The following is a 23,421-nucleotide window of genomic DNA, read 5'->3' as shown; positions in this document are numbered from 1 at the left end:
AGCCAGAGCGGCTGCTTTCAGGAAGCGAGTTTTATTATTGTCCGGCGATTTTCATCTCCGGCAGCAGCACCGAACCACATTGTATGTTGCTGCGGGTTTCAATGTCGTTACCGACCGTGACGATATTGCGCCACATATCCTTGAGATTTCCTGCAATAGTGATCTCGCTCACAGGATACTGAATCTCGCCGTTCTCTACCCAGTAGCCGGCCGCGCCGCGCGAATAGTCGCCGGTAATGGCGCTGACGCCCTGCCCCATTAGTTCGGTAACCACCAGGCCGCGTCCCATCTGCCTGATGAGATCCTCAAAGCTGCTGCCCTGCCCGGCGATGCGCCAGTTGTGGATGCCGCCCGCGTGGCCGGTGCTTTTCAGGCCCAGCTTGCGCGCCGAATAGCTGGTCATCAGCCAGGTTTGCAGTACGCCATCCTTAACGATGTCGCGCGCCTGGGTACGTACGCCTTCGCTGTCGAACGGCGTTGACGCCAGGCCTTTCAGCAGATGCGGCTGCTCCTGAATGGTGAGCCATTCCGGCAGGATCTGCTGGCCGAGCGCGTCAAGCAGGAAGGTCGATTTACGGTAGACGCTGCCGCCGCTGATGGCGCCGACCAGATGGCCGAAGAGGCCGGTGGCGACTTCCGGCGCGAAAATCACCGGCGCTTTCATGGTAGAGAGCTTGCGCGGCGCCAGCCGCGACAGCACGCGACGCGCGCACTCTGCGCCAACCCACTCGGGACTTTGCAGATCCTCGAAGGCGCGACCGATGGTATAGGCGTAGTCGCGCTCCATATCGCCATCCTGCTCGGCGATAACGGAACTGGAGAGCGAATGACGGCTCGAGCAGTAGCTCTGCAGCATGCCGTGGCTGTTGCCGAAGACTTTAATGCCGACGTGGCTGTTGAAGCTACCGCCTTCGGTATTGGTAATACGCGGATCCGCTTTCAGCGCCGCCTGCTCCGCCTGCGCGGCGAGCTCGATGGCGCGATCGGCGTCGATCTCCCAGGGATGATAGAGATCGAGATCCGGCGCGTCGAACGCCAGCAGATCGGCATCCGCCGGGCCAGCATAAGGATCCGTCGAGGTGTAGCGCGCGATATCGATCGCCGCCTGCACGGTACGTTTGATCGCCTCCGGGCTAAGATCGGTCGATGAGGCGCTGCCCTTGCGGTTCTGATGATAAACGGTGATGCCGAGCGCGCCGTCGCTGTTGAACTCGACGTTCTCCACTTCGCCGTAACGGGTGCTGACGCCGATTCCGGTGGTTTTGGTCACTGCCACTTCCGCGCCGTCGGTGCTGGCTTTCGCCAGATCGAGCGCCTGCGCCACTGCCTGTTCCAACACTTTTCGCTGTTCTGCAACCTGAGTAGATACGTTCATCGGCCTGCCGTCTAATCTTAAGTATGAAAGTTTTGAGTCTATCAGAGTCAGAGAACAATTTCGCAGTCACCCGATAAACTGATAGGATTAGCCTCTTTTTTTAGGGGAGCCCAGAAAATGACCAAACAGCCCGATGAGTGGCTCGACGATGTGCCGGATAATCAGGAAGAAGAAGATGAAGAGATTATCTGGGTCAGTAAAAGCGAAATTAAACGCGACGCTGAAGAGCTAAAACGCCTGGGTGCCGAACTGGTCGATCTGGGCAAGAACGCCCTGGAGAAGATCCCGCTGGATGAAGAGCTGCTGGCCGCCGTCGAGCTGGCGCAGCGCATCAAGAAAGAGGGCCGCCGCCGCCAGCTGCAGCTGATCGGCAAAATGCTGCGCTCGCGCGACGTCGATCCGATCCGTCAGGCGCTGGACAAGCTGAAGAACCGTCACAACCAGCAGGTTGCGCTGTTCCACAAGCTGGAAGCGCTGCGCGATCGCCTGATCGAACAGGGCGACGAAGCGATGAACGAAGTGATTACGCTCTATCCGCACGCCGATCGTCAGCAGCTGCGCAGCATGATCCGCAACGCGCAGAAAGAGAAAGCGGGCAATAAAGCGCCTAAATCGTCACGTCAGATTTTCCAGTATCTGCGCGAGCTGGCGGAAAGCTAAGCCACGCCGAGGCGGGCAAAGCTGCCCGCCAGAACAGCGGTTAACGATAGTTGTAGAGAATGCCGGCGCGCAGACGCAGCTGGCGTTCGCTGGAGGTCGACGCGCGGCCGATATCGCCGAAGGTAACATAGGGTACCCAGGCGCGATCGTTGCCGAGCGCATAGTCGAACTGCAGCTCCTGCTCATAATCATCGTGCTTATTGGCGAAAAGCTTCGCGTCCGCATGCTTATAGACCAGCTTATAGGCCGTGGTCAGCCGATCGCTTTTATTACGTAAATAGAGGTCGAAACGGTTAGCGGTGCGATGACGATCGATATCGCAATAATAATAGCGGAGAGAGTAGAGAGATCGGTTTCAAATATTAACGCGACCGTCTGAAAAAATAAAAAAACAGGCCAGCGCTGACGGGAAGTAAAAAGGCGCCCTGACATGGGCGCCCGATGCGTTAAGCGAGTCGATCCAGCAGCTTTTGATGAATGCCGCCAAATCCGCCGTTGCTCATAACGAGAATCGAATCGCCCGGCTGGGCGGCTTTCGCTACCATCTCCACCAGCGTATCGATATCGGCGCTCCAGTGCGCCGGCGGCATGCAGGCTTCCGCCACGTCGGAGACCTGCCAGGGAATATGGTGCGGCTGGAACAGAAACACCTCGTCCGCGCGCGCCAGCGAAGGCGCCAGGTCGCTTTTGCTCACGCCCATTTTCATGGTGTTTGAGCGCGGTTCCAGCACCGCCAGAATACGCGCCCGGCCGCCAACTTTGCTGCGCAGCGCCGATAAGGTCGCCAGAATCGCCGTCGGGTGATGGGCGAAATCGTCATAGACCTTAATGCCGTTGACGTCGCCGCGCAACTCCAGACGGCGGCGCGCGTTGATAAAGCTGTCGAGCGCCTGCGCCGCGTCTTCAGGTTTGACGCCGACGTGACGCGCAGCGGCGATCGCCATCAGGCCGTTATGCATGTTGTGCTCGCCCACCAGCGACCAGTTCACCTCGCCGACCCTTTCGCCGTCGAGCAGCACTTCCCAGCGCGAGGCGTCCTGCACCAGCTTCTTCGCCTGCCAGCGGCCGCCCTCGCCGACGCTCTCCTGCTCGCTCCAGCAGCCCATCGTCATCACCTGGCGGATGTTGTGATCGTGCTCCGGCAGCAGGATTTTGCCCTGGCCCGGCACGATGCGCACCAGATGGTGGAACTGCTTCTGGATGGCGCGCAGATCGTCGAAGATGTCCGCATGATCGAACTCAAGATTATTGAGGATCAGCGTGCGCGGGCAGTAGTGAACGAATTTGGAACGCTTGTCGAAGAAGGCGCAGTCATACTCATCCGCTTCGATGACGAAGAATGGACTTTTTCCTAATTTTGCCGAGACGTCGAAGTTGCCGGGCACGCCGCCGATGATAAAGCCCGGCTCCAGTCCGCACGACTCCAGTATCCAGGCTACCATACCAGAAGTGGTTGTTTTGCCATGAGTTCCTGCTACCGCCACTACCCAGCGATCGCGCAGCACGAAGTCATGCAGCCACTGCGGGCCGGACAGGTAGGGAATGTTGCGCTCCAGCACCGCTTCCACGCAGGGGTTGCCGCGCGTCATGGCGTTACCGATGATAACGAGGTCCGGCGCGGGATCGAGCTGAGAGGCGTCATAACCCTCAGTTAATTCAATGCCTTGCTGCTCAAGCAGCGTGCTCATCGGCGGGTAAACGTTGGCGTCCGAACCGGTCACCTGATGGCCAAGGGAACGTGCCAGCATCGCCAGACCGCCCATAAACGTGCCGCAAATCCCAAGGATATGAATACGCATAACGAGATCCATTACTCAAAAGTTCGGCGCACAGTGTAACCCCGCTCGCAGACTTAAGAAACGGATTAGGACTATGGTTTTTGAAGTTCATTCGGCTAAACTGCGTACGCAAACGTTGGCGGTTTGCCAGGCAGGCTGCCACTCCATCGAAGATTCAGGGAATGTGTTATGAAAACGTTAGGCGAATTTATCGTCGAGAAACAGCACGACTTTCCTCACGCAACAGGTGAACTGACGGCGCTAATTTCCGCTATTAAGCTGGGCGCGAAAATCATCCATCGCGACATCAACAAAGCCGGCCTGGTAGATATTCTCGGCGCAAGCGGCGTTGAAAACGTCCAGGGCGAGCAGCAGATGAAGCTCGATCTCTTCGCGAACGAGAAGCTGAAAGCGGCGCTGAAAGCGCGCGGCATCGTGGCGGGGATCGCCTCGGAAGAAGAAGACGAGTTCGTAATCTTCGAAGGAGCAGAGAGCGGCAAATACGTCGTGTTGATGGATCCGCTGGACGGCTCGTCCAATATCGACGTTAACGTCTCCGTCGGCACTATTTTCTCTATCTACCATCGCGTCAGCGCGCCTGGTACGCCGGTCACCGAAGCGGACTTTATGCAGCCAGGCCACAAGCAGGTCGCGGCGGGCTACGTGGTGTATGGCTCCTCAACCATGATGGTCTACACCACCGGCTGCGGCGTTCACGCCTTTACCTACGATCCGTCGCTCGGCGTTTTCTGCCTGAGCCACGAGCGCATGACCTATCCGCCGACGGGCTACACCTACTCGATTAACGAAGGCAACTATATTCGTTTCCCGCAGGGCGTGAAGAAATACCTGAAGTTCTGCCAGGAAGAGGATCATGCCTCGCACCGTCCTTACACCTCGCGCTACATCGGCTCGCTGGTGGCGGATTTCCACCGCAACCTGCTGAAAGGCGGCATCTATCTCTACCCGAGCACCGCCAGCCATCCGAACGGCAAGCTGCGTCTGCTCTATGAGTGCAACCCGATGGCGTTCCTCGCCGAGCAGGCAGGCGGCAAGGCGAGCGACGGCGCGAAGCGTATCCTCGACATCCAGCCGGAAACCCTGCATCAGCGCTGCCCGTTCTTCTGCGGCAATAACGCGATGGTCGACGACGTTGAGCGCTTCCTGCGCGAATACCCGGACGCCGCACAGTAAATAAAAGTGGGCGATCGGGCCATCTGACTCACACAGAAAAGGGCGCAAACCTCGCGCCCTTTTCTTTTACGCCGTTTCCAGCCGGAACAGCGATACCGTGGATTGCAGATGCTGCGACTGCGCCTCCAGCGACTGGGTCGCCGCCGTGGCCTGCTCAACCAGCGCCGCGTTCTGCTGCGCCGCCTCGTCCATCTGCGTCACCGCCTGATTCACCTGCTCGATGCCGCGGCTCTGCTCATCAGACGCCATGGAGATCTCCTTCATCAGCGTCGTGACGCGCATCACTTCGCTGGAGATCTCATCCATGGTCTCGCCCGCGCGCGTCGCCATATCGCTGCCCTCTTTCACCCGCGTCTGCGACTCAGAGATCAGCCCGCGGATCTCTTTCGCCGCGTTGGCGCTGCGCTGCGCCAGCGTGCGCACTTCGTTGGCCACGACGGCGAAGCCGCGCCCCTGCTCGCCCGCGCGCGCCGCTTCTACCGAGGCGTTCAGCGCGAGGATGTTGGTCTGAAAGGCGATGCCGTCGATCACGCCGAGAATGTCGCCGATGCGGTTCGCGCTGGCGGTAATCTCCTGCATTTTCTCCATCACGTAGCTCACCACCTCTGCGCCGCGGTCGGCGCTGTCGGAGACGCTGCTCGCCAGCTTATTCGCCTGCTGCGCGTTGGCGGCGTTGAGGCGCACCGTAGCGGTCAGCTGCTCCATGCTGGCGGCGGTTTGCTCCAGCGACGCCGCCGACTCTTCGGTGCGCTGGGAAAGATGCACATTGCCCGCCGCCAGCTCGCGGCTGCCGACGTCGATCTGCTGGCTGGCGTGGAGCACCTGGCTTACCTGAGCGCGCAGCGCCTGCTGCATCTCTCCTAGCGCGCGGTTAAGGCGACCCAGCTCGTTGTCGCCCGTCGGCGGCAGCGTCTGCGACAGATCGCCTGCCGCGACCTGCTCCAGATGGGTAATGGCGCGGTTCAGCGGCAGCAGCAGCAGACGGCGCATCAGTACCCAGGCCAGCACGAACAGCAGCAGCGTCAGCGCCACCGCCGTGCCGATAAGCGCCTTCATCAGCGTTTCGTTCCAGGCCGCCTGCGCCAGCTGCGCGTCGGTCACCTGAGTGGCATAGCTGCCGAACGCCGCTACCGCGTTGCTGTAATTCAGGGCGAGCTTCGCGAGATTGCCCTCCAGCACGCTGTAATATTCGTCGGTGTACTGTTTTTCCAGCGCATCCATAATGGGTTTGATACCCTGCGCCAGGTAGGCGTTGTAGGACGATACGATGTCGTCAGCCAGCTTTTTTCCGTGCGCCGTTACCGTTCCCGCCGCGATAAAAGCTTTCATATTCCGCTGCGAATCCTGCACGTCAGCCTGCGCCTGCTTCACCGAGGCGGCGCCCTCGTCCAGCAGGCCGATCTCGATTTTGCGCACCGCCAGCGCGGCGGTGGCGCGCGCGCGCATCAGGTCGCCGTTGCTTTGATAGAGCGCGTTAAGTTCGATACCCTGGATGCGGTTGATCACATCCAGCGATCGGTTTCCTTTGTTAATGGCAATGATACCCATGACGCTGACCGCCAGCAGCAGCAGAGTCATAAAGGCGAGTAAAGCTAATAATCCTGTGCGTAGTGAGAGCTTTTTCATGATGTTGTTTTCCGTTTGCTTATATAAAGGCAGAAAATCCAGTCGCCCTAAAACGTACAAGTTATCGGCAGTTGCTCAGGGAAACTTTACCGACGTTGATGGTCATTTCCCTGATGATCACCCACGCTTAACCTTTCTTAATAAGGATTCACAGCATGAAAAAAGGTATGGCCGCCGCCGGTCTGCTGTTCTGCACCTCTGCGCTGGCAGCGCAAAATCCGATCGATCATGCGCTGGAGCAGTGCCTCAACGGCGCATCCACCACCGTGGCGATGGTGTCGTGCTATGACCGCGCCAGCCAGGCATGGGATAGCGAGATGAACACGCAATATGGCCAGTTAATGAAGAAGCTCACCGGCGAGCCTAAAAATAAGGTGCGTGGCGCGCAGCGTCAGTGGCTGGCGTATCGCGACAGCTGGCAGTCGGCGAGCGCGGCCTATTTCAACAGCACGCAGGGCACGCTGGCGCAGATTTCGCTGGCGGCGCAGCGCGTCGATCTGGTGCGTAATCAGGCGCTGTTGCTGCGATCGATGAATAAAGGCAGTTGCGCCGACGGCGGCGATTGTTGATAAATGGAGACGGTGCTTTTATTCACGCGTCGGCATCGGCTGGCGCATCCGTCTATTTTCAGGGAGAAATCATGGCTGCGTACGCCTCTACCCTTATTCTTATCGGCCTCGCGGTCCTCAGCTATTTCGTTCACAACAGCGCGGTCACCATCTCTATTCTGATCCTGCTGGCGATCAAGCTCACCCCGCTGTCGCAGTTCTTTCCCTACGTCGAGAAACAGGGCATTCAGCTCGGCATTATTATCCTGACGGTCGCCGTAATGGCGCCGCTCGCCAGCGGTTCGCTTCCCGCCTCGTCGCTGCTGAAATCTTTCGCCAGCTGGCAGTCGATCGTGGCGATTCTGGTCGGCATTTTCGTCGCCTGGCTGGGCGGGCGCGGCGTGAGCTTTATGAGCGCGCAGCCGTCGGTAGTCGGCGGCCTGTTAATCGGCACGGTGATTGGCGTCGCCTTCTTTCGCGGCGTGCCGGTCGGACCACTGATTGCTGCGGGGATCGTCTCGCTGTTCGTCGTCGCGAAGTAGGACGAGGAGCATTCCGAAAGGTCAAAATTGGGGCATACTTTCCCAGGCAGTTGGCTATAATAGCCGACACTCAACATGTGACTATTGAAGGAATGCCCGATGAGTTTGAACCAGGTGCCTGCCGGTAAAGAACTGCCAGAAGATATCTACGTTGTCATTGAGATCCCGGCCAACGCCGATCCGATCAAATACGAAGTCGACAAAGATTCCGGCACCCTGTTCGTAGACCGCTTTATGTCTACGGCGATGTTCTATCCGTGCAACTACGGTTATATCAACCACACCCTGTCCCTGGATGGCGATCCGGTTGACGTGCTGGTTCCGACCCCGTATCCGCTGCAGCCGGGCTCCGTGATCCGCTGCCGTCCGGTTGGCGTGCTGAAAATGACCGACGAGTCTGGCGAAGATGCCAAACTGGTTGCCGTGCCGCACACCAAGCTGACCAAAGAGTACGATCACATTAAAGATGTGAACGACCTGCCGGAACTGCTGCGCGCACAGATCACCCACTTCTTCGAGCAGTATAAAGCGCTGGAAAAAGGCAAATGGGTGAAGGTTGAAGGCTGGGATAACGCCGAAGCGGCGAAAGCTGAAATCATCTCCTCTTTCGAGCGCGCCAAGCAGAAATAATCTGCCGCCGCCCGATAAAAAACACCGTCCTCTGGACGGTGTTTTTGTTTGTGCGCCGGGTGATAAAAAAACACCGCCCTCTGGGCGGTGTTTTCGTTTATGCGTCTGACGGAGGATCGTCACGCCGTAGCCAGTCGCCGCTGGCGATGCGCTCACGTCCCTTAACCGGGCGCTGATAGACGTAAAGCCATGCGCTGCCGTAAGGCGTTTGCATCAGCTGGCGTTTGTATTCGCCAGCCTTAGTGCGCAATGCATCCAGCTCGCCCAGCGTCGTGGCGTCGATGCGGTAAACTTCACAATAGACGGTTCCTTCGCCCGGGATCACGCCCGGATAATGGCCGAGACTGTAGAGCTCGTAGCCCTCAATCTGCATATCCCCCAGCCATTGCGCATTCGTCATCCAGTGACTGTTTCCCTGTTTGCGCCGTAAACTGCCGTAGACAATTATTCGCATTGCTAAAACTCAAACTGATAGAGCAAATCAAGAGCCTGGTCCACACCAGACACGGCTTCCAAATAGAGTTTGGGCATCAGGCGATAACGCAAGGTTAAGGTCGCCAGTGAATCAAATATGCCGACACCATATTTTACTTGTAGACCCGGCAGCACATAGCCGCTGACCTGCACCTGCTGGCTGTCGCCAACGCCGGTGGTATCCAGGGCAAGATTGCTGACGCCGAACGTCTCGCCGATTTTACCCACAACCTGACCACTTTGCGCAACCCCCAGACCAATTAAGGCGGAGGTTAATGCGTTGCCGTCGCCGTCCGAGCCCAGTCCCTGGCCGCGCAGCAGGTAGGAAAGCGCTTCCTGCTGCGACATCGCCGGATCGGAGAAGACCTCGACCTTCGGCTCATCCGCCAGCCCGGTCACGCGCAGACCGGCCGTCACGTCGTCCTCTGTGGCTTCGGGGTTACGAATCGCCTCGAGGTTGATATAGGGCTGATCCGGCGGGCCGGCGAACTGCAGTTCGCCTTTGCGCACGATAAGATCCTGGCCGTAAGCGTGGAAGCGGCCGGACGGGATATTGATCTGGCCGTTGAGGCCCAGTCCGGTTTTGTCCTGCACCACTTTCAGGTCGCCGTTGAGCTTCGCCTTCAGGCCAAAGGCCGACAGCCGCACGTCGTTGCCGACGTGGATCACCAGATTGCTGTTAATCGGGATGGCGGCGGTTTTCGGCTGAATCGGCTGCAGATTTTTATCCAGCAGCACCTCGTCCGACGACACGCCGGTGGCGCTCTCCGGCACCTCCTGCACCGTGATGCGCGCCCAGGGAATATCGACGCTGCCATCCAGGCTAAAGGCCGCCGGCGTCGCCTCGAAAACCAGATCCGGCGAGACGTCCATGCGCACCATCGGCGGCACGGTCACGCGCACGCGGCTGCCCTGCGCGGCGATGCGGGCGCGCCAGTTGTCGAGCTGGCTCCAGTCCGCATTGCCGTTGAGGTTGATATTGCCCTGCGCGGTCTGCACCAGACCGTTGAGCGTCGAGCTCATGCCGTTGAACACCATATTCAGGTTCGCGGCGGTGAGATCGACCGGCATAAAGTTGCCGTCGACGTCGACACCCTGCAGGCCGAGCTGGCCGAAGATCTGCGGCTGCTTCACGCTGCCGCCGAGGCGCAGCGCGCTGTTAAGGCTGCCTTTGATCTTCTCGCCCTGCATCAGCGCCGGATTGAGCATCGCCAGCGAGATATTGCGGATGTTGACGTTGCCGCCCAGCGTACGGCGGTTCTGCGGATCGCCGATCTGCACGTTGCCGTCGAGCTGGCCGTTGTTGGCGATGCGGATCAGCCAGTCGAGATCGGCGCGGCCGTTGCGTAGCGCCGCGTTAAGGTTGAGCGCGCTGAAATCGACAGGCAGCGTATTGCCCTGCACGTCCTGCCGCACCTTAACGCCGTTGCCTTTCAGCGAGACGGTGCCGGTCGGCAGCGCGCCGTCCGCCGTCCAGTTCACGCGCGCATCGCCGCTAAAGACGCCCGCCAGCTGGGTTTCATCCGGCAGGAAAGGTTTAATCATCGCGAGGTCAAAGCGGTTAAGCTGAATATGCGCGTGGCCGCTCGGGCCAGCTTCAATCGGCTCGGGCACGCAGAGCTGCGCGTTGGGGTTCTGCCAGCAGTGCGGCCCGATGGTGGCGGTCTGCTTCGCGTTGAGGTAGTCGATCGCCATCGCGCGCGTCAGGCGCCATTCGCCCACCGGCGTATCAAAGCGCGTATTGTTAAGCGTACCCTGCCAGCGCTGCTGCTGGCGATCGAAGCTGCCGTTGAGCGCCAGCTGGCCGGAGACCGGCTCGCCCTGCACGTTAAGTTTCAGCTGATGCGCTTTTTCATTGCCGTCGGCGTTGAGCGTCAGCAGGCCGATCTTGAGCGCGTCCTGCTGCAATTGTTCAACGCGCAGCTGCAGCTTGCCGGCCACCTGATCGCTGGAGCGTACGTCGCCGTCCAGCGTGACGCGACGGATCTGCAGCTTTTGCCAGCGCAGGCCGGTGGCGTTGAGATCGGCCAGCAGCTGCGGCGCCTGCAGCGTGCCGCGCGCCTTGATGGTGCCTTTGGCGACGCCGCCCAGCCCCGGCAGCGCGTTATCGAGATGGGGCGCGTCGATGGTGGCGTCGAGATTAAGCGCGTCGCCCAGCGAGCCTCTGACGTCCAGGTTGTTGCGGCCCAGCACGATTTTCACGCCCGGGATATCCCACTGGTTATAGCTGTTGCCTTTCAGCGAGCCTTCGGCGCTGACCGCATTCTGTTTGACGTTGCCCTTCAGCTGCAGCTGCGGCACGCTCATCTGCCAGCTGCCGCCGTAGAGGCTGCCGCGCGTGGCGATTTTGCCGTCCAGCTTCGCCGGCCAGTCAGGATACTGGCGCGCGGTATCGATGCCGGAGAGCGTCAGCTCGCTGCGCCAGCTGATGGCTTTGCTCCAGTCCACCAGCGCCGTCAGGTCAACGTTGCCCTGCAGCGCGCCGATGCGCAGCTTGTCGAGGTTGAACTGCTCGACGTTGCCTTTGCCGTCCAGCGCCACGGTGGCGGGCGGCACGCTGTCGCCCTTCACCGCCGTGCGCAGCGACATCACATAGTCAGTGGCTTTGCCTTTGAACTGGTAGTCGAGATTGTCCGCCTGGTACTGCACCGCGCCGGTCAGCGGCCAGCGCAGCTGCGGGCTGGTGAGGCGCAGCGACAGCGGCAGCCCCGCCACCGCCAGCTGAGTGGCGGCGTCGAGCTGGGCGCGTACCGGACCAGAGAGATTCAGACCCAGCTTCAGCTCGTCGCGCATGGCGCCGCCGAGATCCAGCTTGATCTTCTCTCCTTTCAGCGGATCGACGTTCGCCGTGCCGTTAAGCGTAAAATTCACCGGCCAGTTGTCCGCCAGCGTCGCTTCGCCGCTGCCGTTAAGCTGGCCGAGGTTCGAATCAACGTCCAGCGTCTGCAGCTGCAGCCGCCGGTCGGCGGTTTTCGCCTTCAGCAGCAGGCGATTCACCGCAATGTCGGTATCGCCGGTGAGGCGCAGCTGTTCGCCGAGGATCTCCTGCACGTCGATATCGAGCGGCAGACGGAAGTCGGGCAGCTCAGGCAGCAGCGGTTTGGCGAACATCGCCTGCAGCGTTTCGCCCAGCGGCTTCTCATCCGGCTGCGGCTGCTGCACCTTGGGCTGTACCACCTCTTCGTTGGCGACCTGCGCCGCTTTCGGCAGCGCCACCAGCAGGCTCTGGATGTGGGTCGGATTAAGCGTCAGCGCGCGATCCTGCCACTGCAGACCGGTGGTGAAGTCGAGCAGCGAGATAGCGGTGTCGTCGATCTTCACATTGATGTTATGCAGGCCAAGATGACGCAGCGTAATCGGATAAGGCGTGCTGAGATCGCCGCCGCCGCTCTCCTCTTCCGGCGGCGCCTCCTGCGCTGGCGTCATCTTTTTGCTGTCGACCACCACGCTGACGTCTTTTAGCGCAATATCGTTGACGCACACCGAGGAGTGCAGCAGGCAATTAAGATCGACCGCCAGATGAAAAGTGCCGGCATCGACGTTGACGCCGGGCATCTCATAGCGCAGCCCGCTGATGGTCAGGTTGCGCCAGCCGCCGTCGACCTGCTTGATCGATAAGCCCGGCACCCAGCGCGCCGCGCCGTTCAGCACCAGATGCAAGCCAGGCGTGGTGCCGATTAAAAACGCCACGCCGCCCAGCAGCAGCACCAGAAAGATCAGTACGCCGATCAGGACCTTTTTCCACAGCTTCATAGTTCAGGCCCCAGTCCGATATAAAATTGCAAACCATGCTCCTCGCTGTCGCCAATCGGCCGGGCGATATCCAGTTTGATCGGCCCGACCGGCGACGCCCAGCGCACGCCGAAGCCCGCGCCGGTTTTAAAATTGCTCTGTTTGATGTCGTTGACCGCTTCGCCCGAGTCGATAAAGGCCGCGCCCCACCATTTCCCGGTGACGTTGTACTGATACTCCAGCGAGCCGGTGGCGAGCTTCGAGGCGCCGGTCAGCTTGCCGTCATCGTCGCGCGGAGAAATATCTTTATATTTGTAGCCGCGAATGCTGCGGTCGCCGCCCGCGAAGAAGCGCAGATCCGGCGGCACTTTTTCGAAGTTGTTGGTTTCGATCCAGCCAAGGTTGCCGCGCGCCACAAAGCGGTGCTTATCCGCCAGCGTGCGGATCCAGACGTTCTGCGCCTGCATGATCAGGAAGTCGACGTCCGATCCCCATGTGGTGTCGGAGACGTCGATAGAGTAGCGCTGCGAATCGCCCCACGTCGGCATCAGGCCGCCGCGCGAGCGCGTGCGGTTCAGGCTGACGCCTGGATAGAGCAGCATCGTGGTGTTGGTGACGCTGCCCTGGGTAAAGTGATCGAGGCTCCACTTGAGGTTGACCGCTTTCTGCCAGCCGGTGCTGTTCTCCCAGTAGCGCGACACGCCGAGCGTGGTGGTGTCGGCCTTGGTGTCGTTCAGATCGGTGCGCTTCAGGCCGCCGGAGAAGATGTAATACTGCTCCAGCGGGCTTTTCAGCAGCGGCACTTTGTAGCTCAGGTCGAGCTGCTGTTCCGGCGCGGAGAGATAGGCGCTGGCCGCCATGCTATGGCCGCTGTCGTTAACCCAGGGCTTTTTCCACGTCGCCTTCAGGCGCGGCCCGACGTCGGTAGAGTAGCCGACGCCGGTTTCGATAGTGTTTTCGGTGCGCGGCGTAACGGCGGCGTTGAGCGGCAGCACTTTGGTTTTCCGCCCCTGCGCGAACTCCGGCGCGACCACCACCGAGTTAAACCAGCCGGTGGCCGACAGGCGGCGGTTCAGCTCGGCGAGATCGCGCGAGCTGTAGTAGTCGCCTTTTTTAAACGGGACCAGGTTTTCCAGATACTCCTCGCGGATTTGCGAGCCGGAGAAGCTGACGTCGCCGAAGCGGTAGCGCTGACCGCTGTCGTAGTCGATATCCCAAAAGGCTTCGCGCCGCTCGACGGAGACGCCGAGCTGGCTCTTTTTAAAGTCGCCGTCGAAATAGCCGTTGCGCAGCGCGAGGTTCGAGAAGCCGCTTTTAAATTTGTCATACTCGCCGTGATTGAGCTGCCGCCCTTTTTTCGGCGTGCCCTCTTTCACCCAGGCCTGATAGTCGGGGTCGCGCAGCGCGTCGCCTTCGAGCACGATGGTACTGCCGGCGATTTTAACCGGCTCGCCGGGTTTGACGTGGGCGATAAGCACCGGCCGTCCGCCCTGCGGCGGTGCCGGACGCGCCTCGAAGTCGATATCGGGCTCATAGTAGCCGAGCGCTTTGAGTCCCTGCTGGATCGCCTCTGAAACGCGCGCGCGAAAACGGCCATCGTTCGACACCTCGTCGGCGCCGATGGTCGAGAGGCGAGCACGCACGTTCTTGTTAAGGTCCCCGGTTAAGCCTTGCACTTCAAGGCGCACTTTCGCTGCCTCAGCGACCGGCGCGGCGGCCAGCAGGCAGGTCATAAAACAGACGTGAATTCGTGGCACGCGTACTCCTGTTAATCATGCCGACCCCTATTCCGCGGGGCGTGATATATCCCTGGATAAGAACATCGCAGCGGCGCAGTCATCATCATAGCCGTAGAAAGCGGCCTGCGGCTGCGAAAAAACGGTAACAAAGCCAAATAGCGCTCTATTGTCGGCAAATGGCCGGAGCGATACAACCGCTGCGCAACAGATGCGCGCGCCACTCGGATTAATCTGAGCTCAACGGCGTTACTGCGAACTCTGGCGGCGTTGAGGGCGCTGCTGCTATAATCAGCGGCGCAGGCTTCGCCTGCTCTATTTCTGCCCCGGCGCTGCTTCGCATCGTCGATAAGGCGCAGACATTTTTGGCACGGACAGCCCAGACGATGAGGTGAGTACGAACGGTACGCCTTTCAGGCGCGCTGCCCAGGCCAAAAATGACAAGTGGATAACCCTTTGGAAACCCTATGTTAGATAGCTTGCTTGTCATATTGTTGCTGATCGTGATCAGCGCCTTTTTCTCTCTCTCGGAAATCTCGCTGGCGGCCGCCCGCAAGATCAAACTCAAACTGCTGGCCGACGAAGGCAATATTAACGCGCAGCGCGTGCTGAAGATGCAGGAAACGCCCGGCACCTTCTTTACCGTGGTGCAAATCGGCCTGAACGCGGTGGCTATCCTTGGCGGTATCGTCGGCGATGCGGCCTTTTCGCCCGCCTTCAGCAGCCTTTTTAGCCGCTTTATGGAGCCAGCGCTCGCCGACCAGCTCAGCTTTATCTGCTCCTTCATCATCGTCACCAGCTTCTTTATTCTGTTCGCCGATCTGACGCCGAAGCGCGTCGGCATGATCGCGCCGGAAGTGGTGGCGCTGCGCATCATTAACCCGATGCGTTTCTGCCTGCTGGTGTTTAGCCCGCTGGTCTGGCTCTTCAACGGCCTGGCGAACGTCTTCTTCCGCGTCTTTAAGCTGCCGATGGTGCGTAAAGACGATATCACCTCCGACGATATCTACGCGGTGGTGGAAGCGGGCGCGCTGGCGGGCGTGCTGCGGAAGCAGGAGCACGAGCTGATCGAAAACGTGTTCGAGCTGGAGTCGCGCACCGTGCCCTCCTCGATGACCTCGCGCGAAAACGTGGTCTGGTTCGATCTGCGTGAAGATGAAACCACGCTGAAGACTAAAATCGCCGAGCATCCGCACTCGAAGTTTCTGGTGTGCGACGGCGATATCGACCATATCGTCGGCTATGTCGATTCCAAAGAGCTGCTGCTGCGCGTGCTGGGCAATCAGAGCATGGCGCTCAACAGCGGCGTGCAGATCCGCGCGGCGCTGATCGTGCCGGATACGCTGACGCTCTCCGAAGCGCTAGAAAGCTTTAAAACCGCTGGCGAAGACTTCGCGGTGATCATGAACGAATATGCGCTGGTGGTGGGCATTATCACGCTTAACGATGTCATGACCACGCTGATGGGCGATCTGGTAGGCCAGGGGCTGGAAGAGCAGATCGTGGCGCGCGACGAGAACTCCTGGCTGGTAGAGGGCGGCACGCCGATCGACGACGTGATGCGCGTGCTGCATATCGACGAATTCCCGCAGTCGGGCAACTACGAAACCATCGGCGGCTTTATGATGTATATGCTGCGCAAGATCCCGAAGCGCACCGATTTCGTCAAGTTCGCCGGATTTAAGTTCGAAGTGGTGGATATCGACAGTTATCGTATCGATCAGCTGCTGGTGACGCGGATTGACGATCGTCCGCCGGTGCTGAATGTGGCGAAAGCCACGGAAGCTGAAGAGTAGAAAATCAGAGGGCGCCGTCGGCGCCCTTTTTTATCAGTTGAACTCCGCCTGAAGGCGCAGAACCTGACGGTTAATCTCGGACATCACGCTCAGATGCTGAATGTCCTTTACGCGCGGAATCAACACTTTTCCTTTGTCGAATTCGAACGCGCCAACGTCCTTGATATACATCCGTCCTTTGAACAGCGTTTTTACGTATTTCGCTATTTGCAATGGATTATAGCGTTGGAAGATCTTCATGCTGTCTAACTCCTGTACATTTATAAATACGCTTCGCCGTTGCCAAGTTCGGTACGAGCCCATGAAGCGCAAAGTGCCGGTAAACTATAGAACACACCACGATGGTATTGTTCCGAAAACTGAACTTTTTTACTGAATTGACACATCATTACAGAATAGTCTGTTATGTCGCTTTACCAACACAGTATAAATCCAAACTTGTTAAGAGATTGTGGCATACATAGCAAACCTGAAACCTTAACAAGACAGGCGCATCATCCCCGCTTACTATTGCAGAAAAATGACTAACTGGTCCGATCACCGAGGAGACTGATAATGCGACTCGCCTGCACTCTGTTTGCGCTGGTTCTCTTGCCTGGCGCCGTTTTCGCTCACAGCCTGAAACAAGACCAGCGCGTGCCCGCGGTTGGTGTCGAAGATAAAGGGGAGCTGCTCTATCAACAGGATGATTTCCGCTATCAGCGCTGGAACAGCGCGCAGCTCGCCGGCAAGGTGCGCGTGATTCAGCACATCGCCGGACGCTCATCCGCGAAAGAGAAGAACGCCGCCGTGATTGAGGCGATTAAAGCCGCTGCCTTCCCGCACGATCGCTACCAGACCACCACCATCGTCAATACCGACGACGCCATTCCCGGCACCGGGATGTTTGTGCGCAGCAGTATTGAGAGCAATAAAAAGCAGTATCCCTGGTCGCAGTTTATCGTCGATAGCAAAGGCAACGTAAAGCACGCCTGGCAGCTGGCGGACGCCGGCTCGGCGATTGTGGTGCTGGACAAGAGCGGCCGCGTGCGCTTCGTTAAAGATGGTGCGCTGACGCAGGAGGAAGTGATGCAGGTGATTAGCCTGGTTCGGACGCTGCTGAAATCCTGAAAAAGGGAGGCGATGGCCTCCCCTCTTGATCAGAACAGTGAGACGCGGAATCCCGGATTAAGGAAGGATTCACGCGGCGCGTAATCCAGGGTTTTGCCTGTCCAGTCGTGAACGTGCGCGCCGGCCGCCACGGCGACGGCGTGCCCCGCGCCGGTATCCCAGATGTTGGTGGGCCCAAAGCGCGGATAGAGCTGCGCTTTACCCTCCGCCACCAGGCAGAACTTCAGCGAGGAGCCGATGGCGACGGTCTGATGTTCGCCCAGCTGCTTGAGATACTCTTTCAGCTCCTCGTCGGCGTGGGAACGGCTCACCACCACCAGCGGCGGTCGCGCCTCCTGCACGTGGATCTGCGTCTTGTTGCCGCCCTCTTCTTTCCAGGCTTTGCCTTCTGCGGCAGCGTAAAGCACGCCGAGCGCAGGCGCGTAGACCACGCCCAGCACCGGCTTGCCTTGATCGATCAGCGCGATATTGACGGTAAACTCGCCGTTACGCTTGATAAACTCTTTGGTGCCGTCGAGCGGATCGACCAGCCAGTAGCGCTGCCACTGCTGGCGCTCGCTCCATGAAGGGGGATCTTCCTCCGACAGCACCGGCACTTCTGGCGTTAGCTGCTTAAGCCCCTGCAGAATAATATCGTGCGCGGCAATATCCGCAGCGGTCACCGGGGAGTCGTCGGATTTGCGGGAAACGTCTACCGGCGTTTCTTTTTCATAAATCAGCATGATCGCGTTGCCCGCTTCGCGCGCCAGCTGGCAAATTTGCTCTAACATTTTTCACCTCCTTTTCGGTGGCAGCCGCACGAGGTTATCGTGCGCTACTTTGGTTAAATTTTAGCAGCTACTGCGCTTCCGCCCGGCCTTCCGGGCGCTAAACTCTCAATATTTTAACAATATCAATACCATAGATTGCGACCCGCCGCTATGCCGCGCGCTTTTCAGCTTATTCAACGCGCAAAACGTTAAACCCATCACGTAATCCTCTGACACATCATCATTCTTTTACATTAATTTGAGAGACTTAACTTTTTGCAGCAGGAGCACGCATGTTTAAACCGACTATGACCCTTCTGGCGCTGAGTCTCTCATTGAGCTTGCACGCCGCTACCGTTGATCTCCGTCTGCTGGAAACCACCGATCTGCACAGCAACATGATGGATTTCGACTACTACAAAGATACCCCGACCGAAAAGTTCGGGCTGGTGCGCACCGCGTCGCTGATCCATGCCGCGCGTCAGGAGGTGAAGAACAGTGTGCTGGTGGATAACGGCGATATTATTCAGGGCAGCCCGCTCGGCGACTATATGGCGGCGAAAGGCCTTCAGCAGGGCGAGATCCATCCGGTCTACAAGGCAATGAATACGCTGGACTACAGCGTCGGCAACCTCGGCAATCATGAATTCAATTACGGCCTGCCCTACCTGCGCAAGGCGCTGGCGGGCGCGCGCTTTCCCTATGTGAACGCCAATATCATCGATCTCCAGACCAACCGGCCGATGTTTACGCCCTGGCTAATCAAGACGGTTGAGGTGACGGATCGCGACGGCAAGCCGCAGCAGCTGAAGATCGGTTTTATCGGCTTCGCGCCGCCGCAGATTATGGTGTGGGACAAAGCCAACCTGCAGGGCAAAGTGCGCGTCGAAGACATCACCGAAACCGCGCGTCGCTATGTACCGCAGATGCGCGCCCAGGGTGCGGATCTGGTGGTGGCGATCCCTCACTCCGGCCTCAGCAGCGAGCCTTACCATGCAATGGCGGAGAACTCGGTCTACTACCTCAGCCAGGTCGAAGGCATCGACGCGATTCTCTTTGGCCATGCGCACGCCGTTTTTCCCGGCAAAGAGTTCGCCGCCATCAAAGGGGCCGATATCGAGAAAGGCACGCTGAACGGCGTTGCGGCGGTAATGCCCGGTATGTGGGGCGATCATCTCGGCGTGGTGGATCTGGTGCTGACCAATGAAGCTGGCCGCTGGCAGGTCAGCGATCGCAAAGCGGCCGCGCGGCCGATTTACGATGCGGCGCAGAAAAAGTCGCTGGCGGCAGAGGATCCGGCGCTGGTGAAGGTGCTGGCGGACGATCATCGCGCCACGCGCGAGTTTGTGGCGAAGCCGATCGGCAAGTCGGCGGACGTGATGTACAGCTATCTTTCGCTGGTGCAGGACGATCCGACCGTGCAGATCGTCAATAACGCGCAGCGCGCCTACGTAGAGCATTTTATTCAGGGCGATCCCGATCTGGGCCATTTGCCGGTGCTCTCGGCCGCCGCGCCCTTTAAGGCGGGCGGGCGCAAGAACGATCCGGCCAGCTACACCGAAGTGGAGAAAGGCGAGCTCACCTTCCGCAACGCCGCCGACCTCTATCTCTATCCCAATACGCTGGTGGTGATGAAAGTCAGCGGCGCGCAGGTAAAAGAGTGGCTGGAGTGCGCCGCAGGCCAGTTCAACCAGATCGATCCGCAGCGCCGCGATCCTCAGTCGCTGATCAACTGGGATTTCCGCACCTACAATTTCGACGTGATCGACGGCGTTGACTACCAGATCGACGTCACCCAACCGGCCCGCTACGACGGCGAATGTCAGCTTATCCATCCAGACGCTTCGCGCATTAAAAACCTGAGCTGGCAGGGCAAGCCGGTCGATCCGCACGCCACCTTCCTGGTCGCCACCAATAACTATCGCGCCTACGGCGGCAAGTTTGCCGGCACCGGCGATCGCTTTATCGCTTTCGCCTCGCCTGATGAGAACCGTGCGGTAGTCGCGGCCTATATCAGCGCCGAGACCAAAAAACAGGGCGAAGTGCGTCCGCAGGCGGACAATAACTGGCGGCTGGCGCCGATAGAGAGCAGCGTTCCGCTTGATATCCGCTTCGAAACCGCGCCGGGTGAGAAGGCGACCGCCTTTATTCGCAGCCATGCGCGCTATCCGATGCAGCCGCAGGGCAGCGATGAGATCGGCTTTGCGCTGTGGAAAGTCGACTTACAGCAGAAATAAGCGCGTAAAAAAGCCAGCCCTCGGGCTGGCTTTTGCGTGCTGAAAAGCGGCGAAGATTAAAGAATTTCCAGCAGCTCGACTTCGAAGATCAGGGTGCTGAACGGCGGAATCGATGCGCCTGCGCCGCGCTCGCCATAGGCGAGGTTGTGCGGGATGGTCAGCTCCCACTTCGAGCCGACCGGCATCAGGGTCAGCGCTTCAATCCAGCCTGCAATCACGCCGGTCACCGGGAATTCCGCCGGTTCGCCACGCGCGACCGAGCTGTCGAATACCGTGCCGTCGATCAGCTTACCGGTATAGTGCACGCGCACGCGATCCTGACGTGACGGGATCGGACCGTCGCCCTGCTTGATCACGCTGAACTGCAGGCCCGACTCGGTGCTGTTGACGCCTTCGCGCTGCGCGTTTTCCGCCAGGAAGGTCTGGCCTTCGGCAGCCATCGCCTCGACGCGCTCGCGGCGTACGCCTTCCGCACGCTCATGCACTTCACGCAGCGCGCGATGCACGACGTCGACCGGCACGGCCGGCGAATTCCCTTCCAGCGCGTCGCGCAGGCCCGCGAGCAGCGCTTCCGGCTGAAGTCCCTGCAGACCGGACTCGAGCAGCTGCTGGCCAACCTGTAAACCAATTCCGTAACTTGCTTGTGATTCGACGCTGTCGAATGAAGGGGTCGTCATCTTGATACCTGTCTCTTTCGCTAATTTGAACCGGCAGCATAGCAGCGCGGGCCGCCGGCGTAAAATCCCACGCCGCGCAGGTGACTTTTGGCGGTGAAACAGAAACAATACGCAGGTCATATTTCTTGAGGCTGACAGGCACGTCGCGCCCGTATTGCCCATACTATAACTCTGGACGAGGGCAACCTCGGCAGCGTACTGACAGAAGAGAAGATACATGGGTCAAATCGCCCCACAACGCCGCAGGACGCGCGCGCCACGCACTTTGCGCACATTGCGCCAACGCTTCGCCTGGCGGCCTGCTAAACCGTCGCGCGCCGCTGGCGATGAGGAGGATTCACGAATGGCTTCAGAGGCGCCTTCCCGCTTGCCCGCCTGGCTCAGCACGGTCTGGCACTATACGGATACTATCCGCTGGATGTCCCCGCTGCCGCCCGCGCACCGACGCGGCATCGTTATCGCCCTGCTGGTGATGCTGCTGGCCTTTTTATGGCCCTCCAGCTCGCCGCAGTATCCTGTCGAGCGTCCGCAGACGACAGGCGGCGAAAAAGAGGTGCCTATGCAGGCGGAGATCTACGACCAGAAAGCGCCGCAGCAAAATGCGCAGCCGCCGAAAGCGGATTCTCAGGGCGAGTGGCGCAACTATACCATCGCCTCAGGCCAGACCCTGGCGCAGCTGTTTCGCGATAATAATCTGCCGGTGGGCGACGTATTCGCCATGGCGCGCGTCGAGGGCAGCGATCAGCCGCTGAGCGCGCTGCAGAGCGGGCAGCAGGTGAAGATTCGACAGAATGCGCAGGGCGTGGTGACGGGACTGACCGTGGACGGTGCCAGCGGGCCAGTGCTCTTTACGCGTCAGCCGGACGGCAGCTTTATTCGCGCGCAGTAGCCGTGCGGCAAAAACAAAAAAGCCGGCGCAAGGCCGGCTTTTTCGCATTACCGAGTAAAATTACTCAGCAACTACATTCACAACCAGTTTAGCGAAAACTTCGCTGTGAACCTGGAAGTCAACTTCATGCTCACCGGTGGTGCGCAGAACGCCGTTCGGCAGACGAACTTCGCTCTTAGCCACTTCAACGCCAGCCGCAGTTACAGCGTCAGCGATGTCGCGAGTACCGATAGAACCGAACAGTTTACCTTCGTCGCCTGATTTAGAGGCGATGGTCACTGAACCCAGTGCATTGATTTTCTCAGCGCGTGCGTTAGCAGCAGCCAGAACGTCAGCCAGCTTGGCTTCCAGTTCAGCGCGGCGAGCTTCGAAATATTCAACGTTTTTCTTGGTAGCCGGGACAGCTTTGCCCTGCGGTACCAGGAAGTTGCGCGCGTAGCCCGCTTTAACGTTGACCTGGTCACCCAGGCTGCCCAGGTTTGCTACTTTATCAAGCAGAATAACTTGCATTACCTTATCCTCTTAAAGTCGTTAATGGACAGTTGCCGATTACTGATGACGATCAGTGTACGGCAGCAGAGACAGGTAACGCGCGCGCTTGATAGCACGAGCCAGCTGACGCTGGTATTTTGCGCGAGTACCGGTGATACGGCTCGGTACGATCTTGCCGCTTTCAGTGATGTAGTTTTTCAGCGTTGCGATATCTTTATAATCGATCTCTTGAACGCCTTCCGCGGTGAAACGGCAGAACTTGCGACGACGGAAATAACGTGCCATTTGGCTAGTCTCCAGAATCTATCAATTCAATCTGCTCGGCATGCAGCACCATTTTACTCTGTCCATTTCGCGCCTGATGGCAGCTAATGAAGCCTTCGAGAATGAGCGGCGTGCCGACCGTTATATGTTGAGTAATCTCCTGATGGAGCGTGCCGCTGATAATCACGGGCATTCTGCACCAGGCTTGCCGGTGGAAACCGGCTTCTTCCTGCACTGAGCGGTGCTCAAGCACGAACTGACAGTGAGGAATTCCTGACGGGCTCACTTTTCGAACCGGCGTCTTGCACACGGTGCCAGACAGGCGCAGTCGATTGGCCGTCACGGATGATTACTCTTCAGAATCCCCAGCATCTGACTCGTCAGAGGTTTCGTTAGCAAAATCTTCACGACGCTCACGGCGCTCGTCTTTCGCTTTAACCATCGGAGATGCTTCGGTTACCGCGTGCTTAACGCGCATAACCATGCTGCGGATAACGGCGTCGTTGAAGCGGAAGTTCGTTTCCAGCTCGTCGATCACTTCCTGCGGCGCTTCTACGTTCAGCAGAACGTAGTGAGCTTTGTGCAGTTTGTTGATCGGGTAAGCCAGCTGACGGCGGCCCCAGTCTTCCAGACGGTGAATCGTGCCTTCTGCACCAGTGATAGCACCAGTGTAACGCTCGATCATGCCCGGAACCTGTTCGCTCTGGTCAGGATGGACCATAAATACGATTTCGTAATGACGCATCGAAATTGCTCCTTACGGATTATTCAGCCTCCTGTCAGGGTCAGCTGCGGCCCACGGAAGCAAGGAACGTTATAGGTCGTGAAACATTCGCTGAATGTAACGCGCCCCTGAATGCAGCTGAAAAATTGACGCGTAATCATACTGACGCAGGGCGCTAAACTCAAGCG

Annotated in this window: 23 protein-coding genes; 9 read left to right on the top strand and 14 right to left on the bottom strand. The window is 59.0% G+C overall.

Annotated features, from left to right (window positions below):
- Positions 1-34: 34 nt before the first annotated feature.
- Positions 35-1,375 carry a metalloprotease PmbA gene (gene pmbA / locus JS46_RS19875; RefSeq protein WP_033754928.1) on the bottom strand — a complete coding sequence of 447 codons (1,341 nt, stop codon included), beginning with the start codon at positions 1,373-1,375 and terminating at the stop codon, positions 35-37.
- A 117-nt stretch (positions 1,376-1,492) separates the two neighbouring features.
- On the opposite strand from pmbA, the gene yjgA reads away from it, so the two are divergent.
- Positions 1,493-2,035, top strand: coding sequence for a ribosome biogenesis factor YjgA (gene yjgA, locus JS46_RS19870; RefSeq protein ID WP_033754925.1), 543 nt, complete (start codon positions 1,493-1,495; stop codon positions 2,033-2,035).
- Between the two features lie 40 nt (positions 2,036-2,075).
- Here yjgA and JS46_RS23600 read toward each other — a convergent pair whose 3' ends face one another.
- The gene (locus tag JS46_RS23600; protein ID WP_255351580.1) at positions 2,076-2,351 is read right to left on the bottom strand and encodes an oligogalacturonate-specific porin KdgM family protein; all 276 of its coding nucleotides are present in this window, start codon (positions 2,349-2,351) and stop codon (positions 2,076-2,078) included.
- Between the two features lie 130 nt (positions 2,352-2,481).
- Positions 2,482-3,834, bottom strand: coding sequence for a UDP-N-acetylmuramate:L-alanyl-gamma-D-glutamyl-meso-diaminopimelate ligase (gene mpl, locus JS46_RS19865; protein ID WP_033754923.1), 1,353 nt, complete (start codon positions 3,832-3,834; stop codon positions 2,482-2,484).
- 168 nt (positions 3,835-4,002) lie between these two features.
- On the opposite strand from mpl, the gene fbp reads away from it, so the two are divergent.
- Complete coding sequence (gene fbp, locus JS46_RS19860; RefSeq protein WP_033754919.1) at positions 4,003-5,007, top strand: class 1 fructose-bisphosphatase; 1,005 nt, start codon at positions 4,003-4,005, stop codon at positions 5,005-5,007.
- Between the two features lie 66 nt (positions 5,008-5,073).
- Here the strand turns inward: fbp and JS46_RS19855 are convergent, their stop codons facing one another.
- Positions 5,074-6,633 carry a methyl-accepting chemotaxis protein gene (locus tag JS46_RS19855; protein WP_033754916.1) on the bottom strand — a complete coding sequence of 520 codons (1,560 nt, stop codon included), beginning with the start codon at positions 6,631-6,633 and terminating at the stop codon, positions 5,074-5,076.
- A 155-nt stretch (positions 6,634-6,788) separates the two neighbouring features.
- Here JS46_RS19855 and JS46_RS19850 point away from each other — a divergent pair, with 155 nt between their 5' ends.
- The 3 genes from JS46_RS19850 to ppa all read left to right on the top strand — a co-directional run bounded on the left by JS46_RS19850 (position 6,789) and on the right by ppa (position 8,353).
- Positions 6,789-7,202, top strand: a complete 414-nt coding sequence (locus JS46_RS19850) for a lysozyme inhibitor LprI family protein (RefSeq protein ID WP_033754914.1) — start codon at positions 6,789-6,791, stop codon at positions 7,200-7,202.
- 71 nt (positions 7,203-7,273) lie between these two features.
- Positions 7,274-7,723, top strand: a complete 450-nt coding sequence (locus JS46_RS19845) for a DUF441 domain-containing protein (RefSeq protein WP_033754911.1) — start codon at positions 7,274-7,276, stop codon at positions 7,721-7,723.
- 99 nt (positions 7,724-7,822) lie between these two features.
- Positions 7,823-8,353, top strand: coding sequence for an inorganic diphosphatase (ppa, locus tag JS46_RS19840; RefSeq protein WP_033754908.1), 531 nt, complete (start codon positions 7,823-7,825; stop codon positions 8,351-8,353).
- A 97-nt stretch (positions 8,354-8,450) separates the two neighbouring features.
- Here ppa and JS46_RS19835 read toward each other — a convergent pair whose 3' ends face one another.
- The 3 genes from JS46_RS19835 to JS46_RS19825 are packed head-to-tail and all read right to left on the bottom strand — an operon-like array spanning position 8,451 to position 14,292.
- The gene (locus JS46_RS19835) at positions 8,451-8,807 is read right to left on the bottom strand and encodes a gamma-glutamylcyclotransferase (RefSeq protein ID WP_033754905.1); all 357 of its coding nucleotides are present in this window, start codon (positions 8,805-8,807) and stop codon (positions 8,451-8,453) included.
- 2 nt (positions 8,808-8,809) lie between these two features.
- A complete protein-coding gene (locus JS46_RS19830; RefSeq protein ID WP_033754901.1) occupies positions 8,810-12,580 on the bottom strand; it encodes a translocation/assembly module TamB domain-containing protein in 3,771 nt (1,256 codons plus the stop codon).
- Positions 12,577-14,292 (bottom strand): autotransporter assembly complex family protein, encoded by a 1,716-nt coding sequence (locus JS46_RS19825; protein ID WP_187143668.1) that lies wholly within the window; start codon positions 14,290-14,292, stop codon positions 12,577-12,579. Before JS46_RS19825 ends, JS46_RS19830 begins: the two co-directional genes overlap by 4 nt.
- Before the next feature lie 470 nt (positions 14,293-14,762).
- On the opposite strand from JS46_RS19825, the gene JS46_RS19820 reads away from it, so the two are divergent.
- Positions 14,763-16,091 carry a hemolysin family protein gene (locus JS46_RS19820; protein ID WP_033754895.1) on the top strand — a complete coding sequence of 443 codons (1,329 nt, stop codon included), beginning with the start codon at positions 14,763-14,765 and terminating at the stop codon, positions 16,089-16,091.
- A gap of 33 nt (positions 16,092-16,124) precedes the next feature.
- On the opposite strand, the gene JS46_RS19815 is transcribed toward JS46_RS19820, so the two are convergent.
- Positions 16,125-16,331, bottom strand: coding sequence for a DUF1107 domain-containing protein (locus tag JS46_RS19815; RefSeq protein WP_033754894.1), 207 nt, complete (start codon positions 16,329-16,331; stop codon positions 16,125-16,127).
- Between the two features lie 315 nt (positions 16,332-16,646).
- Here JS46_RS19815 and JS46_RS19810 point away from each other — a divergent pair, with 315 nt between their 5' ends.
- A complete protein-coding gene (locus tag JS46_RS19810) occupies positions 16,647-17,201 on the top strand; it encodes a YtfJ family protein (RefSeq protein WP_033754893.1) in 555 nt (184 codons plus the stop codon).
- A gap of 29 nt (positions 17,202-17,230) precedes the next feature.
- On the opposite strand, the gene cysQ is transcribed toward JS46_RS19810, so the two are convergent.
- Positions 17,231-17,971, bottom strand: coding sequence for a 3'(2'),5'-bisphosphate nucleotidase CysQ (cysQ, locus tag JS46_RS19805; RefSeq protein ID WP_033754892.1), 741 nt, complete (start codon positions 17,969-17,971; stop codon positions 17,231-17,233).
- Positions 17,972-18,243: 272 nt separating this feature from the next.
- Here cysQ and JS46_RS19800 point away from each other — a divergent pair, with 272 nt between their 5' ends.
- The gene (locus tag JS46_RS19800) at positions 18,244-20,187 is read left to right on the top strand and encodes a bifunctional 2',3'-cyclic-nucleotide 2'-phosphodiesterase/3'-nucleotidase (RefSeq protein WP_033754890.1); all 1,944 of its coding nucleotides are present in this window, start codon (positions 18,244-18,246) and stop codon (positions 20,185-20,187) included.
- Positions 20,188-20,243: 56 nt separating this feature from the next.
- Here the strand turns inward: JS46_RS19800 and fklB are convergent, their stop codons facing one another.
- Positions 20,244-20,864, bottom strand: a complete 621-nt coding sequence (gene fklB / locus JS46_RS19795; protein WP_033754889.1) for an FKBP-type peptidyl-prolyl cis-trans isomerase — start codon at positions 20,862-20,864, stop codon at positions 20,244-20,246.
- 343 nt (positions 20,865-21,207) lie between these two features.
- Between fklB and JS46_RS19790 the strand changes: the two genes are divergently transcribed.
- Positions 21,208-21,753 (top strand): LysM-like peptidoglycan-binding domain-containing protein, encoded by a 546-nt coding sequence (locus JS46_RS19790; RefSeq protein WP_033754884.1) that lies wholly within the window; start codon positions 21,208-21,210, stop codon positions 21,751-21,753.
- Positions 21,754-21,813: 60 nt separating this feature from the next.
- Here the strand turns inward: JS46_RS19790 and rplI are convergent, their stop codons facing one another.
- From rplI to rpsF, 4 genes are read right to left on the bottom strand one after another with little or no spacing between them, the layout of a single operon-like run.
- Positions 21,814-22,263, bottom strand: coding sequence for a 50S ribosomal protein L9 (gene rplI / locus JS46_RS19785; protein WP_033754882.1), 450 nt, complete (start codon positions 22,261-22,263; stop codon positions 21,814-21,816).
- 39 nt (positions 22,264-22,302) lie between these two features.
- Positions 22,303-22,530, bottom strand: a complete 228-nt coding sequence (gene rpsR, locus JS46_RS19780) for a 30S ribosomal protein S18 (RefSeq protein WP_000135199.1) — start codon at positions 22,528-22,530, stop codon at positions 22,303-22,305.
- A gap of 4 nt (positions 22,531-22,534) precedes the next feature.
- The gene (priB, locus tag JS46_RS19775) at positions 22,535-22,852 is read right to left on the bottom strand and encodes a primosomal replication protein N (RefSeq protein ID WP_033754872.1); all 318 of its coding nucleotides are present in this window, start codon (positions 22,850-22,852) and stop codon (positions 22,535-22,537) included.
- A 6-nt stretch (positions 22,853-22,858) separates the two neighbouring features.
- Complete coding sequence (gene rpsF / locus JS46_RS19770) at positions 22,859-23,254, bottom strand: 30S ribosomal protein S6 (RefSeq protein WP_033754871.1); 396 nt, start codon at positions 23,252-23,254, stop codon at positions 22,859-22,861.
- Between the last annotated feature and the right edge of the window lie 167 nt (positions 23,255-23,421).

The sequence above is a fragment of the Pantoea sp. NGS-ED-1003 genome, assembly GCF_000738765.1.
Classification (GTDB): domain Bacteria; phylum Pseudomonadota; class Gammaproteobacteria; order Enterobacterales; family Enterobacteriaceae; genus Pantoea; species Pantoea septica.
Note: the sequence above shows the minus strand (reverse complement) of the source record. Positions and strands in the feature narration are given on the sequence as shown.